Annotated in this window: 14 protein-coding genes; 8 read left to right on the plus strand and 6 right to left on the minus strand. The window is 50.6% G+C overall.

Annotated features, from left to right (window positions below):
- Positions 1-14 precede the first annotated feature (14 nt).
- Together JC793_RS05590 and JC793_RS05595 are read right to left on the minus strand one after the other, a co-directional pair.
- Positions 15-710 (minus strand): CidB/LrgB family autolysis modulator, encoded by a 696-nt coding sequence (locus tag JC793_RS05590; RefSeq protein WP_052926197.1) that lies wholly within the window; start codon positions 708-710, stop codon positions 15-17.
- Positions 704-1,159, minus strand: a complete 456-nt coding sequence (locus tag JC793_RS05595) for a CidA/LrgA family protein (protein WP_107678175.1) — start codon at positions 1,157-1,159, stop codon at positions 704-706. Before JC793_RS05595 ends, JC793_RS05590 begins: the two co-directional genes overlap by 7 nt.
- Before the next feature lie 230 nt (positions 1,160-1,389).
- On the opposite strand from JC793_RS05595, the gene JC793_RS05600 reads away from it, so the two are divergent.
- Entirely contained in the window at positions 1,390-1,686 is a 297-nt protein-coding gene (locus tag JC793_RS05600) for a helix-turn-helix domain-containing protein (RefSeq protein ID WP_036407353.1), read from the plus strand.
- Positions 1,676-2,140, plus strand: a complete 465-nt coding sequence (locus JC793_RS05605) for a HipA N-terminal domain-containing protein (RefSeq protein ID WP_218427755.1) — start codon at positions 1,676-1,678, stop codon at positions 2,138-2,140. The genes JC793_RS05600 and JC793_RS05605 overlap by 11 nt, the downstream gene beginning before the upstream one ends.
- A gap of 112 nt (positions 2,141-2,252) precedes the next feature.
- Here JC793_RS05605 and metG read toward each other — a convergent pair whose 3' ends face one another.
- Positions 2,253-4,286: a methionine--tRNA ligase gene (metG, locus tag JC793_RS05610; protein WP_107678178.1), complete on the minus strand. Its 2,034-nt coding sequence runs from the start codon at positions 4,284-4,286 to the stop codon at positions 2,253-2,255.
- Between the two features lie 256 nt (positions 4,287-4,542).
- Between metG and apbC the strand changes: the two genes are divergently transcribed.
- The 6 genes from apbC to JC793_RS05640 all read left to right on the plus strand — a co-directional run bounded on the left by apbC (position 4,543) and on the right by JC793_RS05640 (position 11,077).
- Entirely contained in the window at positions 4,543-5,655 is a 1,113-nt protein-coding gene (apbC, locus tag JC793_RS05615) for an iron-sulfur cluster carrier protein ApbC (RefSeq protein WP_046893783.1), read from the plus strand.
- Positions 5,656-5,926: 271 nt separating this feature from the next.
- The gene (gene udk / locus JC793_RS05620) at positions 5,927-6,571 is read left to right on the plus strand and encodes a uridine kinase (RefSeq protein ID WP_025153374.1); all 645 of its coding nucleotides are present in this window, start codon (positions 5,927-5,929) and stop codon (positions 6,569-6,571) included.
- A gap of 69 nt (positions 6,572-6,640) precedes the next feature.
- Positions 6,641-7,222, plus strand: a complete 582-nt coding sequence (gene dcd, locus JC793_RS05625; protein WP_046893786.1) for a dCTP deaminase — start codon at positions 6,641-6,643, stop codon at positions 7,220-7,222.
- A 61-nt stretch (positions 7,223-7,283) separates the two neighbouring features.
- The gene (gene asmA / locus JC793_RS05630; protein WP_218427757.1) at positions 7,284-9,143 is read left to right on the plus strand and encodes an outer membrane assembly protein AsmA; all 1,860 of its coding nucleotides are present in this window, start codon (positions 7,284-7,286) and stop codon (positions 9,141-9,143) included.
- Positions 9,144-9,340: 197 nt separating this feature from the next.
- Positions 9,341-10,729 (plus strand): anaerobic C4-dicarboxylate transporter DcuC, encoded by a 1,389-nt coding sequence (gene dcuC, locus JC793_RS05635; RefSeq protein WP_218427759.1) that lies wholly within the window; start codon positions 9,341-9,343, stop codon positions 10,727-10,729.
- Between the two features lie 69 nt (positions 10,730-10,798).
- Positions 10,799-11,077 carry a riboflavin synthase gene (locus JC793_RS05640; RefSeq protein ID WP_218427761.1) on the plus strand — a complete coding sequence of 93 codons (279 nt, stop codon included), beginning with the start codon at positions 10,799-10,801 and terminating at the stop codon, positions 11,075-11,077.
- 56 nt (positions 11,078-11,133) lie between these two features.
- On the opposite strand, the gene JC793_RS05645 is transcribed toward JC793_RS05640, so the two are convergent.
- The 3 genes from JC793_RS05645 to gndA all read right to left on the minus strand — a co-directional run bounded on the left by JC793_RS05645 (position 11,134) and on the right by gndA (position 13,836).
- On the minus strand, positions 11,134-11,322 hold the full coding sequence (locus JC793_RS05645; RefSeq protein ID WP_046893789.1) for a hypothetical protein: 189 nt from the start codon (positions 11,320-11,322) through the stop codon (positions 11,134-11,136).
- Between the two features lie 135 nt (positions 11,323-11,457).
- A complete protein-coding gene (locus tag JC793_RS05650; RefSeq protein ID WP_166707286.1) occupies positions 11,458-12,345 on the minus strand; it encodes a rhomboid family intramembrane serine protease in 888 nt (295 codons plus the stop codon).
- Between the two features lie 78 nt (positions 12,346-12,423).
- Positions 12,424-13,836, minus strand: a complete 1,413-nt coding sequence (gndA, locus tag JC793_RS05655) for an NADP-dependent phosphogluconate dehydrogenase (protein WP_218427763.1) — start codon at positions 13,834-13,836, stop codon at positions 12,424-12,426.
- Positions 13,837-14,003: the final 167 nt, after the last annotated feature.

Below are 14,003 nucleotides of genomic sequence, written 5' to 3' on the forward strand. Positions count from 1 at the left end.
CTCAAATTTTCAGGTTATCCGAACACAGCCAGCAGAACCGGAAAGATAAACGGCGCCATCAGAGAAGTAATAATCCCGCAGGTCATTAATGCCAGTGAGCTGTAAGCACCTTCCACATAATCGTCTTCCGCACAGCGGGCAGTACCGAGGGCGTGAGAGGCTGTCCCCATTGCCAGGCCGCGTGAGGCTTTCGTGGTGACTTTCAGTCGTTTGAACAGGGTATGGCCGAAGATAGCGCCGAGTATCCCGACGAAAATCACACAGACTGCACTGATTGCCGCGACACCGCCGATGGAATCAGAAACAGCGATCGCAATCGGAGTGGTGACTGATTTCGGCAGAATAGAGGCGGCGATTTCCGGTGTTGCGCCCATCATAAAGGCAATGGCGGTGCCGGTGACCATCGCAATCACACTCCCGGCAAAGCAGATAGTGATAATGGATTTCCACTGTGCACGGATTTGATGCAATTGCTCATACAGCGGAAACGCCAGCGCCACCACCGCGGGTTGCAGCAGGTCGTTAAGGATACGGCTGCCCTCGAAATAGTGGTTGTATGAGATTCCGGTGAATATCAGCAGCGGAATAATAATCACGATGGATATCAGCAGCGGGTTTAATACCGGCAGCTTAAATTTAATATAGATAGCTCTGGCGAGAAAATAGACGCCGATGGTAAGCGGGAGCGACCACCAGATATGCGTTAACATTTGCGTTTCTCTTGTTGTTCGGTTTTTTCAGTTACTGCGGCAACCGCATCGGCTTCCTGTTGTTCCGGAACCGGCACATGACGGCGGTGAATAAATTCAGAACTCAGTGCAACAGCACACATGGCAATAAAAGTACTGACGACACAGGCAACCAGGATCGGAAGCAGCTGGGCGCTGAGGGTATCGTAATAGTTCATCACACCGATGCCGATCGGCAGAAATAACATTGTCATGTTTTTCATTAATAAGGTGCAGCCGGGCTGAACCCAGTGCGCCGGAACAATCTGCAGTGCGAGCAGCACAAAAAGCAGCAGCATGCCCACGATGCTGCCCGGGACGGAAAACGGCAGTAACACCGCGATAATATTGCCGGCAAACAGGCACAGATACAGGATCAGAAATGCCCGGAGATAGCGCCAGCCGGTTTCCGCTATCTGTTTTGGTTTCATGATAATGTTCCTTCTTGGATGAACTCATTCATCATACAATTAACTTTTTATTTGTGCTACAGGTCACGAAAAAAATAGTATAACGGTGTGGTTGTCTTGATCGTTTTTTATACATTTATAGCCGCTAAATATTGATTGTAACGGACGTCGGGTGAAATATCAGATACAATAGTATCCAATTTTTAGTCAAATTATCATTTTTGGATATTATAATGTCCAAAGGAGGTCTGATGCTATCCCGGCTGTTATTAACTGATGCGGATGTCAGCAAAGCATTTGCCGTCTGGCTGCGTAAAAAACGCGAAAGCCGGAAATGGTCGCGTGATGCTCTGGCTGCCCGCAGTCTGGTTCCCGCATCTACCATAAAAAAATTCGAGCTGACCGGGCGCATATCATTCCGTCAGCTTTTAACATTATGGCAATGCCTGGATGATATCGGTGTACTTTATGATGTTGTCGATCCGAAAAAACGCACTGAGGTGAAGATACCACAGACAATAGAAGAGGTATTGAAAGATGAATTTTAAGCCTGTTCAGAAACTGACGGTAGTACGGACACTGTCTGCGGGGGAAACAACAGAAGCCGGAACGCTGGTACAGAACCGAACCGGCGTTTTTTTTCAGTATCACCGTGATTATCTCCGGCGTTTCGGCAACAGTTCGCCTCTGACACTGGAGACCAGCACTGAGCTTCAGCCCGCACCAGCCAATCCGCACGGTGGTTTGCACGGTCTTTTTGCGGACAGCCTGCCGGATGGCTGGGGACGTTTGCTGCAGGATAGAGTATTCCGGCGGCAGGGCATTCCGCTGCATAATATTACTGCAATGGACAGGCTGGCATTTGTCGGACACCGCGGTATGGGGGCATTTTCCTATTATCCGGAATCAGACTATCAGCCGGAAGAAGAGGGATATGCAGATCTGGTTACACTGGGAAGAGATGCTCAGGCGGTGTTTGAGGGGGCATCCGCCGGGAAATAGAAAGCACACTGACACAGCGGCGGCAAAGCAATCAGCATTTATTATCTGTATAAAAAACGGCAGCGGATCTGAATGATGCGCTGCCGTTATTTTTACTGCTGATTTACAGGACTTACTTCACCTGCTGGCCTGGCTGTGCACCGGAATCCGGGCTGAGCAGGAAAATATCTTTTCCGCCGGGACCTGCGGCCATGACCATGCCTTCAGAGATCCCGAACCGCATTTTGCGCGGTGCCAGGTTGGCAACCATCACCGTCAGACGGCCTTCCAGCGCTTTCGGGTCCGGATAAGCCTGACGGATACCGGAGAAGACCTGACGGGTTTCGCCGCCGAGATCCAATACCAGTTTCAGCAGTTTGTCAGAGCCGTCAACGAAATCAGCAGACACTATCTGTGCGATACGCATATCCACTTTGGCAAAATCATCAAAACTGATGGTATCCGCAATCGGATCATCTGCCAGCGGGCCGCTGACCGGTTTGGCGGACATGGCTTTGATATCTTCTTTGGAGGCTTCAATCATCGCATCCACTTTTGCCATTTCAATACGGCTGAACAGCGCTTTGAAGTCCGCAATCTGATGATCCAGCAGCGGTTTTGCAATGCCGTCCAGTGTCAGTTCCTGATTCAGGAACGCTTCACTGCGTGCCGCCAGTTCCGGCATAACCGGTTTCAGGTAGGTCATCAGTGCGCGGAACAGGTTGATTCCCACGGTACAGATAGCGTGCAGTTCGTCATCTTTACCTTCCTGTTTCGCCACGACCCACGGTGCTTTCTCATCAATATAACGGTTGGCCACATCGGCCAGCGCCATGATTTCGCGGATAGCTTTGCCGAATTCACGGCCGGTATACTCTTCGCTGATAGTTTTCTCAGCATCAATAAACTGCTGATATAACTCAGGTTCAGCCAGTGTTGCGCTCAGGCGGCCGTTAAAGCGTTTTTTGATAAAGCCCGCCGTACGGGATGCCAGGTTAACCACTTTGTTGACGATGTCACTGTTAACGCGCTGTACGAAATCTTCCAGGTTAAGGTCGATATCATCAATGCGTGAAGAGAGTTTCGCCGCATAGTAGTAACGCAGGCTGTCAGCATCCAGGTGATTCAGATAAGTGCGTGCCTGAATAAAGGTGCCGCGTGATTTGGACATCTTCGCGCCGTTAACGGTCACATAGCCGTGGACAAACAGGTTGGTCGGCTTGCGGTAACCGCTGCCTTCCAGCATGGCCGGCCAGAACAGGCTGTGGAAGTACACGATATCTTTACCGATAAAGTGGTACAGATCCGCATCAGAATCTTTTTTCCAGAACTCATCGAAATCGAGATTGCCGCGCTTGTCACACAGGTTTTTAAATGAACCCATATAGCCGATAGGCGCATCCAGCCAGACATAGAAGTATTTACCCGGCGCGCCCGGAATTTCAAACCCGAAATACGGCGCATCACGGCTGATATCCCACTGTTGCAGACCGGAATCAAACCACTCCTGCATTTTATTGGCGACCTGCTCCTGGAGCGCGCCGCTGCGGGTCCATGCCTGTAACATGTCAGCGAAAGCCGGCAGATCAAAGAAGTAGTGCTCACTTTCACGCAGTACCGGTGTGGCACCGGAAACCACGGAGCGCGGGTTAATCAGCTCGGTCGGGCTGTAGGTCGCGCTGCACACTTCACAGTTGTCGCCGTACTGGTCTTCCGCTTTACATTTCGGGCAGGTGCCTTTCACAAAGCGGTCCGGCAGGAACATGCCTTTTTCCGGATCGTACAACTGGGAAATGGTCCGGGTTTCAATATGGCCGTTCTTTTTCAGCGCCAGATAGATATTCTCTGATAATACCCGGTTCTCTTCGCTGTGCGTGGAGTGGTAGTTATCAAAGCTGATGGCGAAATCGGCAAAATCTTTCTGATGCTCGACGCTCATTTTGGCGATCATTTCTTCAGGGGAGATCCCCTGCTGCTGTGCCTTGAGCATAATCGGTGTGCCGTGAGCATCGTCGGCGCAGATGAAGTGAACCTCTTTGCCGCGCATTCGCTGAAAACGGACCCAAATATCAGCCTGGATATGTTCCAGCATATGACCGAGATGGATTGAACCGTTTGCATATGGTAACGCACAGGTTACCAAAATTTTATTAGCGATCTGAGACATAGAGTATTTCACTTCCTCAAATAATAAAGGGTCTTTGATGTTAACCGATCCCGTCCACCCCTGCCAGCAGTAATCCGGCTTTGTGTGTGGTTTTCCGGACTTTTTTCTGCGGTGAGTATCCGGTGATAACCCTGTCGGTTGCAGGGGATTTGTTTTGTGCGGGTTTGCGCGGAATGACTAAATTAATCAGTTGGCTTCTGCTATCATTGATGCCGATAGTTACAGGCAATAAAAATGATAAATCTAAGGAGCCGGGATGAATGCGAAATCCCCCGGGGAGATGAACCCTGAATTGCTGAACGAACAGGTCGCACAGGTACTGGCGACATTTGAGCATCCGACACTCAAACGCAATCTGATTGCCATCAAAGCGCTGAATCACTGCGCGATGCTGGATGATGTGCTGCATGTTGAGCTGGTGATGCCGTTTGTCTGGAAGCGTCCGTTTGAAGCACTGATTGAAGCAAAAACCAAAGAATTACGTAAAGTGACCGGTGCGGCGGCGGTGGACTGGAAACTGCGCCATGATATCGCGACGCTGCGCCGCGCCAATGATCTGCCGGGTATTAACGGTGTCCGCAATATTCTGGCGGTCAGCTCCGGCAAAGGCGGTGTGGGTAAATCCAGCACCGCGGTGAACCTCGCGCTGGCACTGGCAGCGGAAGGGGCAAAAGTCGGTATCCTCGATGCGGATATTTACGGCCCGTCCATCCCGAACATGCTGGGTACCACCAAAGAGCGTCCGACGTCACCGGACGGCCAGCATATGGCTCCGATCATGGCCTACGGTCTGGCTTCCAACTCTATCGGTTATCTGGTCACTGATGATAACGCCATGGTCTGGCGCGGCCCGATGGCCAGTAAAGCCCTGATGCAGATGTTACAGGACACCCTGTGGCCGGATCTGGATTATCTGGTCATCGATATGCCGCCGGGCACCGGGGATATCCAGCTGACACTCTCGCAGAACATTCCTGTCACCGGTGCGGTGGTGGTGACCACTCCGCAGGATATCGCGCTGGTGGATGCGATGAAAGGTATCGTCATGTTCAAGAAAGTGAACGTGCCGGTTCTGGGCATTGTGGAGAATATGAGTGCGCACATCTGCAGTAACTGCGGTCATGTCGAGCCGATCTTCGGCACCGGCGGGGCGGAGAAACTGGCGGAACGCTATCACACCAAACTGCTGGGACAGGTGCCGCTGCATATTTCGCTGCGTGAAGACCTCGACCGCGGCCAGCCGACAGTGATGCGTGACCCGGACGGCGAATTTGCGGATATCTACCGTGAGATCGCGGTCAATGTGACGGCAGAAATGTTCTGGGAAGGGGATAAGATCCCGACAGAAATCGCTTTCCGCGCAGTATAAGCGGGGTTTATGTCAGCTCCGGCACATCCGGAAAGTAAAAAAGGCCCGCACAGTAATGTGCCGGTCTTTTTTTATGGCAGCAGTAAGAGCGGTTACCCCGAAATAATGAGGCCGGATGCCCGATTCTGCTGGAATCTCGCGCCGTTACTCCCTATAATTCAGCGCCGGGCAGACACGTTTTGTTACTCCCGGCCGGATAAGCACCAAAAAAGGCCGCAGCAGATCGTTTCGGTTTTTTTCTCTCCTATTTTCAAACCGGGTTATTTCTATTATGGCTGACACAGCACAGCAGCAGTGCACTATCATCGGTATCACCGGCGCATCCGCGTCAGGAAAAAGTCTGATTGCCAATACGCTTTATCATGAGTTACGTGCTCAGGTGGGCGATCACAATATCGGTGTGATTCCGGAAGACTGCTACTACAAAGATCAGAGCGATGTGCCGATGGAAGAGCGCATCAAGGTCAACTATGACCATCCGGGCTCTATGGATCACGAACTGCTGTTACAGCATCTGAAAGCACTGAAATCAGGTAAGTCTATTCAGTTACCGCAGTATGATTATGCAGAACATACCCGCAAGCCGGAATCTGTTCTGTTCAGCCCGAAACGGGTGATTATTCTTGAAGGCATTCTGCTGCTGACAGACAAACGTCTGCGCGAACAGATGGACTTCTCCATTTTCGTCGATACCCCGCTGGATATCTGCCTGATGCGCCGCATCCGCCGCGATGTGAATGAGCGCGGACGCACGCTGGATTCCGTTATTGCACAGTACAATAAAACTGTACGTCCGATGTACCTGCAATTTATTGAACCAACAAAACAATATGCTGATATCATAGTGCCGCGGGGCGGTAAAAACCGCGTGGCGATTGATATTCTGAAAGCTAAAATCAGTCAGTTCTGCGAGTAAGCCGCCGACAACGAATTAACCCGCGTTTATCCGCCGGTGATAAACGCTGAGTTTAAGAAGGATGATACCATGCGACTTTGTGACCGTGACATTATTCAGTGGCTTGATGACGGCAGACTGACCATTTCCCCGCGTCCGCCGGTTGAGCGGATTAACGGGGCGACTGCGGATGTCCGTCTCGGACATCAGTTCCGGGTATTCCGGGGCCATACGGCAGCGTATATTGATCTCAGCGGCCCGAAAGAAGAAGTGAATGCGGCGCTGGAGAATGTCATGAGTGATGAAATCACCCTGACAGAAGATGAAGTGTTTTACCTGCATCCGGGAGAACTGGCACTGGCGGTAACACTGGAATCTGTCACGCTGCCGGATAACATGGTCGGCTGGCTGGACGGGCGTTCATCACTGGCACGTCTCGGTCTGATGGTGCACGTCACCGCACACCGGATCGATCCGGGCTGGCACGGGCAAATCGTGCTGGAATTTTATAACTCAGGTAAGTTACCTCTGGCATTACGTCCGGGCATGGTGATCGGCGCCCTGAGTTTTGAGCCGTTATCCGGCTCCGCTGACCGGCCGTATAACCGCCGCAGCGATGCGAAATATAAAAATCAGCAGGGAGCTGTGGGCAGCCGTATCAGCGAAGATTAAACGGCGGACAGAGAACTGTCCGTCAGCGGGTTCAACAGAGAATGGGAAAGGAACAGGGATTATGAAACGATTTTTCACCACGCTGATTATTCTGCTTGTCGTTGTGGCGGCGGGCCTTGCGGCCTTAATCCTGCTGGTGAACCCGAATGATTTTCGCGATTATATCGTTAACAAGGTGAAGGAAGACACCGGTTACGAACTGGTAATGAAAGATGATATGCGCTGGCATGTCTGGCCGAAACTGAGCATCATCACCGGTAAAATGACACTGACCGCACCGGATGCCGCTGAACCGGTGGTGACGGCAGAAAATATGCGTCTTGATGTTGAGCTCTGGCCGCTGTTATCACACCAGTTATCGGTCCGTGAAGTGATGCTTGACGGCGCACTGCTGAAAATCCTGCCTGAAACCGAATCACAGGAGAAGAAAAGTGTCCCTGTGGCCCCGGGTAACCAGAAAGCCAGACCGGTACCGGTTGAGCAGGGAAACAAATGGTCGTTTGATGTGGATCGCATCCGTATTGCCAACAGTCTGCTGGTCTGGCAGGCTCAGGACGGTACGCAGATTAACATGCGTGACATTAACTTCTCTCTCGAACGCAATACCCCTGAACGCTATGTGATAGCGCTGAACAGCAATATTCTGCGTAATCAGCAGGAGCTCTCTTTCAGCCTGAGTTCTGATATCGACCTTTCCCAGTATCCGGTACAGGTCAGCGGCAATATTAACCGTCTGAATTACCGCCTGTCCGGTGCCGGTCTGTATGCCAACGGCATCAACGGTAATGGTACGACGACCTATACCTGGCACGAAGCGGTCGGTCAGGCGCCTCAGTCCCTGATTCTGGAAAACCTGAAACTGAGCGCGAACGAAAGTCAGCTCAGCGGCACAATCGAAGCGGCGCTTGGTGAAACCCCGCGTTATGACATCCAGCTGGCCTCCTCAAAACTGAATCTGGATAACCTGCTCGGTTATGAGCGTGCCGTGCATTCAGAAAACGGGGAAAAACCGGTTGCCACCAAACCGGCCGTGATCACGACCGGCAGTAACGCGGATAAATATGACCTGACCTTTATGAATCACTTCAATGCCACGCTGGCGCTGAATGTGGATTCCCTGATTTATCAGGGGATGGAGATCGGGCAGCTGACGGTGAAAGCAGAGAACCGGGGCAGTATCACTGAAATCTCCAAAATGACCGGTAACGTATTCGGCGGCCGTTTCTCACTGCCGATGACGATTTATTCCGAAAAGGTCCCGGCGCAGCTGCGTATTAAACCATTGCTGCAGAATATTGATGTAAAACCGCTGCTGACGGCGTTTAAAATGCCGGAAAAATTCACCGGACGTCTGAGCTTTGACGGTGATCTGCGCGGTACCGGTTATGACCAGGACGCGGTATTAAACAACTGGCGCGGTGATGTGGCACTGACAATTACCGATGTTAAGCTGCTTGGTCTGAATATTCCGTATCTGATCCAGCAGTCACTTTCCCAGGCAACTGACAAAGTGGCTCAGCCGCAATCCATGGATGCCATGACCGAAGCGAAAAAACTGGAAGCTATCGGTACGCTGAATAACGGTGAAGTGAAAATCAGTAAAATTCTGGCGGTATCCGATGCCTTTAATATTACCGGCAGCGGGCGGACCAATCTGGTGAAACAGAATCTGGATGTGAACCTGGGTGTTCAGATCTTAAAAGGCTGGGGGAAAACCAACGATCTGGTGACCTGGCTGCAATCCATCCGTATTCCGGTTGTGCTGTTCGGTGACTGGGATAATATTCAGTATAAATTTGAAGTGGAAACCCTGCTGCGTAATCAGTTACAGCAGCGGGTAAAACAGGCAGCCGGAGAGTTGCTGAATGAAAAAACCGGGCGGGATCTCAACGCTGTGGAATCCTTAATTAACCGGTTATAAATTCGCGGACAATTTATACAAACAGAGCAGTGACGATAATTTATATTGTCACTGCTTTTTTAATGCAGAAGGCCGGAATACATAAATGATACGGGTAATAACCAAGGTTCATTGATACATATCATTTAATCTCACTCCGGTTTTCGGCACAGTGCATTAATCATTTTTATAAATAAAAATACCAGACAGGAGCAGAAATGTTAGACCTTCTCATTGGTGCTGTCGTCGCCGTCGGCGTCGGGCGCTATATTATTAAAGGGTATTCAGCAACAGGGGTGCTGATGGTCGGGGGCTTACTGCTTCTGATCATCAGTGTCATGATGGGAAAAAATATCCTGCCGTCCGCCGCCGCCTCCACTGGCTGGGGACCGACAAACATTATTGAGTATGTGAAGTACCTGCTGATGAACCGCGGCGGCGACCTCGGTATGATGATCATGGTACTGTGCGGTTTTGCGGCTTATATGACCCATATCGGTGCCAACGATGTCGTCATCAAAATGGTCTCCAAACCGCTGAAGGTCGTGAACTCTCCGTATCTGCTGATGATTGTTGCCTACTTTATTGCCTGTCTGATGTCTCTGGCGGTGTCTTCGGCTACCGGTCTGGGCGTGTTACTGATGGCAACCCTGTTCCCGGTCATGGTGAACGTGGGGATCAGCCGTGGTGCGGCTGCGGCTATCTGTGCGTCTCCGGCGGCGATTATCCTGGCACCGACCTCCGGTGACGTGGTGATTGCGGCGGAAGCCTCGATGATTCCGCTGAAAGAGTTCGCTTTCAGCCTGACACTGCCGATTTCTATCGTGGCGATTGTGTCTATGGCGATTGCCCACTATTTCTGGCAGCGTTTCCTGGATCGCAAAGAAGATATCAAATCTGAAATCCTGGATGTCAAAGAAATTACCACCAATGCACCTAAGTTCTACGCCATTCTGCCGTTTATGCCGATCATCGGTGTTCTGCTGTTTGATGGTAAGCCGTTCAGCATCGGTTTCCTGAGCCACATCGTGCTGCCTGAATTACATATCATCACGATTATTGTCGGCTGTATTATCCTTTCTGCCATTATTGAATTTGTCCGTGGTTTTGACGGCAAAAAAGTGTATGCAGGACTGGATGTCTGCTACCGCGGTATGGCTGATGCCTTTGCAACCGTGGTTATGCTGCTGGTTGCGGCAGGTGTGTTCGCCCAGGGTCTGAGCACCGTCGGCTTTATTTCCGGTCTTATCGACCTGGCGCAGTCTTTCGGTTCAGGTGCTATCGTGATGATGATTGCACTGGTGATTATTACTATGCTGGCGGCGATGACCACCGGTTCCGGTAACGCACCATTCTACGCATTTGTCGAGCTGATCCCGCGTCTGGCACAGCAGATGGGTATCAACCCGGCCTACCTGGTGATCCCGATGTTACAGGCGTCCAACCTGGGCCGTACGATGTCACCGGTTTCCGGTGTGGTGGTTGCGGTTGCCGGTATGGCGAAAATTTCACCATTTGAAGTGGTGAAACGGACATCGGTTCCGGTGCTCGTCGGCCTGCTGGTCGTGATTGCCGCCACTGAGTTCCTGGTGCCGGTTACACTGTAAAACGCGATAAGCCGCACCGGTTATCCGCTGCGGTTTTTTTGTATCAATACGGAAAGTGTGAGGTTGGCTTTGGATAAGATTTTTACCGGGGTTGTGCAGGGCACGGCACTGATTTTAAAAATTGAAGAAAACAATGATCATCTGATTCATATTGTGCAGTTTCCTGCAGAATTATTACCGGGACTGACGATTGGTGATTCCGTGTCGTATAACGGCTGCTGTCTGACGGTGGCGGCAATTGATAACAGCCATGTCGGTTTTTATCTTTTCACTGATACACTGCTGAAAACGGCTCTCGGGCGATTAGCAATCGGCGATAAGGTCAATATCGAAAAAGTGGCGGTATAAAAGCAGTAAAAAAAACCCCGTATCTGACGGGGTTTCGCTTTATAAGGGGGAGTTAATTACACGCGGTTAAATGCAATAATGCGGACTGAACGCAGGTCGGCCTGTGACTCGTCGGCGATTTTCTGAGTGGCTTCTTCTAATGCATCCCGGGGTGACACACCGGCTTCAGTTTCTGTGATCTGATGTCCCTGTAAAGTGTCTCCGTTACGGGCGCGCACTTTGTACGATACAAACCAATAATCCATATCATCACCTGCTTATGTCATTAATCGTTTAATCACCATAGCGATTTAACGGTGAGATTAATGTGACCAGAATCAATCATTTCACTCTCTTTTCGCCGCATATATTTTAAATTTGTTTCTGTTCACAGTTCTGAATTATTCCGCCGTCAATCCGGCGGAAGATTCATTATTCATTTCCTGTAATATAAATGCCCGTTCATTTATCAGGCGCGGATTATCGGAAAACGAAACCGCTCTGATAACAAAAACAAGCAGTAAAATTACCGATACTGAGATACAGAGTGAATAAATCCGCTTACCTGCCGGGGTTTTCGCCGTAAATACCAGGTATGCCAGCGCCAGTACCACGCCGGTAGCCGCACCGCTGAGGTGCGCGATATTGTCAGTCCCCGCCTGCATTCCGTTAACCAGTGTCAGCACGATCATAGCACCGACAGACAACCGGTTACGTGAGTACAATGCGCGGACATCTGCCGGCAGCGCCGGGTTAAATCCCTCTTTAATCAGAAATATCACTGTTGCGGCTGCAATGCCCATAATGGCGCCGGATGCACCGACACTGACGGTGATATACACCGTGTGTGCGTATAAATAAAATGATTGTTCCGTATTAAATTCTGTTGATTGCCAAAGGGCGCTGAATAATGAGGCACTGATACCGGAAACCACATAAATAACCAGCATTCTGAATTTACCGAACAGCGCTTCGCAGTTAATACCAATAACAAACAGCGCCAGGCAATTGAGTACCAGATGAAATATATCGGCGTGAAGGATCATACTGATCGGATAACGCCACCAGTCACCGGTCAGTGACAGTTGATAAACATTGGCACCAAACAGTAAAAGATTACTTTCCCGCGACGGCAGCGGTGAGACATAAAGTTCCTGATAAAAATAAATGCCGGTATTGAGCAGCACTAACAGCAGGGTAAGCAGCATAGCAGACAGCCGGAAGGTCTGTTTGGCGGGGAGAATGACCTTTCCCCACGGATTATTATCCTGTTGTTTTAATTCAGTCATACCGAACCTCTGATAGTTAAAAACCGCGCAGACCGGTCTGGTCTGTGCGGTTTTTCAGATCATAATAAAGATCAGGAATTAGTTATTATCTAACCATTCCGTGTGGAACACGCCGTCTTTGTCGGTACGTTTATAAGTATGTGCACCGAAATAGTCACGCTGTGCCTGGATCAGGTTCGCCGGCAGTACCGCACTGCGGTAGCTGTCATAATAGGCGATAGCGGCAGAGAAGGTTGGTGTCGGAATACCGTGCTGAACACCGTAGCAGACCACGTCACGCAGCGCCTGCTGATACTCATCGGCAATCTGTGTGAAGTAAGGGGCCAGCAGCAGGTTAGCCAGTGCCTGGTTTTCCGCATAAGCGTCAGTGATCTTCTGCAGGAACTGGGCGCGGATGATACAACCGGCGCGGAAGATTTTCGCAATTTCGCCGTAGTTCAGATCCCAGTTATATTCGTCAGAAGCAACGCGCAGCTGTGAGAAGCCCTGTGCGTAAGAGACGATTTTCCCCAGATACAGGGCACGGCGGACTTTCTCGATAAATTCTGCTTTATCGCCGCTGAATGCTGCTGTTTTTGGTCCTTTCAGCACTTTGGATGCCGCAACGCGCTGGTCTTTCAGGAAGGAGATATAACGGGCAAACACGGATTCAGTGATCAGCGTCAGCGGCACACCGAGGTCGAGTGCACTCTGGCTGGTCCATTTACCGGTGCCTTTGTTAGCGGCTTCATCGAGGATCACATCGACCAGGTAGTTGCCGTCTTCATCTTTCTTACGGAAGATATCTTTTGTGATATCAATCAGGTAGCTGCTCAGTTCGCCGTTATTCCACTCGCTGAATACCGATGCCAGTTCATCATTGCTGATGCCGAGGGCATTTTTCATCACAGAATACGCTTCGGCAATCAGCTGCATATCGCCGTATTCGATACCGTTGTGCACCATTTTGACATAATGACCGGCACCGTCAGCACCGATATAAGTGACACACGGCTCACCGTCAGCCTGCGCGGCAATCTGTTTCAGGATCGGGGCAACCAGTTCGTAAGCTTCTTTTTGTCCGCCCGGCATAATGGACGGCCCTTTCAGTGCACCTTCCTCACCACCGGAAACACCGGTGCCGATAAAGTTAAAGCCCTGCGCGGACAGTTCTTTATTACGGCGGATGGTGTCCTGAAAGAAGGTATTACCGCCGTCGATCAGAATGTCACCTTTATCGAGATGCGGGGTGAGGGACGCGATGGTTTTATCGGTGGCTTCACCGGCTTTGACCATCAGCAGGATACGGCGGGGTTTTTCCAGGGAGTCAACAAACTCTTCAATGCTGTAGCTGGGAACCAGTTTTTTCCCCGGGTTTTCAGCAATCACTTCGTCAGTTTTATCAGAAGAGCGGTTAAAAACAGAAACAGAATAACCGCGGCTTTCGATATTCAGTGCGAGGTTACGGCCCATAACGGCCATACCGACAACACCAATTTGTTGTTTGGACATGAAGACTCCTTCAGGAATTGACCCGTGACTAACGACGATTTCGTTAGCTGACTGTTAATTTCGTCACAGTTTAACGCATGTAAAGCCCGCGTGGTAGCGATTGATGCAAACGGTATCGTCATTGCGCACAACAGGAACAGCGGCAAAGTGCGGAATTTTTTATTGCT

Source organism: Morganella morganii, from assembly GCF_019242955.1.
Classification (GTDB): Bacteria; Pseudomonadota; Gammaproteobacteria; order Enterobacterales; family Enterobacteriaceae; genus Morganella; species Morganella sibonii.

Excerpts from the sequence above, each read along its gene's own strand:
- apbC (WP_046893783.1), top strand. The coding sequence starts at position 4,543 with ATGAATGCGAAATCCCCCGGGGAGATGAACCCTGAATTGCTGAACGAA.
- dcuC (WP_218427759.1), top strand. The coding sequence starts at position 9,341 with ATGTTAGACCTTCTCATTGGTGCTGTCGTCGCCGTCGGCGTCGGGCGC.
- JC793_RS05590 (WP_052926197.1), bottom strand. The coding sequence starts at position 710 with ATGTTAACGCATATCTGGTGGTCGCTCCCGCTTACCATCGGCGTCTAT.
- udk (WP_025153374.1), top strand. The coding sequence starts at position 5,927 with ATGGCTGACACAGCACAGCAGCAGTGCACTATCATCGGTATCACCGGC.
- JC793_RS05605 (WP_218427755.1), top strand. The coding sequence starts at position 1,676 with ATGAATTTTAAGCCTGTTCAGAAACTGACGGTAGTACGGACACTGTCT.
- gndA (WP_218427763.1), bottom strand. The coding sequence starts at position 13,836 with ATGTCCAAACAACAAATTGGTGTTGTCGGTATGGCCGTTATGGGCCGT.
- JC793_RS05650 (WP_166707286.1), bottom strand. The coding sequence starts at position 12,345 with ATGACTGAATTAAAACAACAGGATAATAATCCGTGGGGAAAGGTCATT.
- JC793_RS05645 (WP_046893789.1), bottom strand. The coding sequence starts at position 11,322 with ATGGATTATTGGTTTGTATCGTACAAAGTGCGCGCCCGTAACGGAGAC.
- metG (WP_107678178.1), bottom strand. The coding sequence starts at position 4,286 with ATGTCTCAGATCGCTAATAAAATTTTGGTAACCTGTGCGTTACCATAT.
- asmA (WP_218427757.1), top strand. The coding sequence starts at position 7,284 with ATGAAACGATTTTTCACCACGCTGATTATTCTGCTTGTCGTTGTGGCG.
- dcd (WP_046893786.1), top strand. The coding sequence starts at position 6,641 with ATGCGACTTTGTGACCGTGACATTATTCAGTGGCTTGATGACGGCAGA.
- JC793_RS05600 (WP_036407353.1), top strand. The coding sequence starts at position 1,390 with ATGCTATCCCGGCTGTTATTAACTGATGCGGATGTCAGCAAAGCATTT.
- JC793_RS05595 (WP_107678175.1), bottom strand. The coding sequence starts at position 1,159 with ATGAAACCAAAACAGATAGCGGAAACCGGCTGGCGCTATCTCCGGGCA.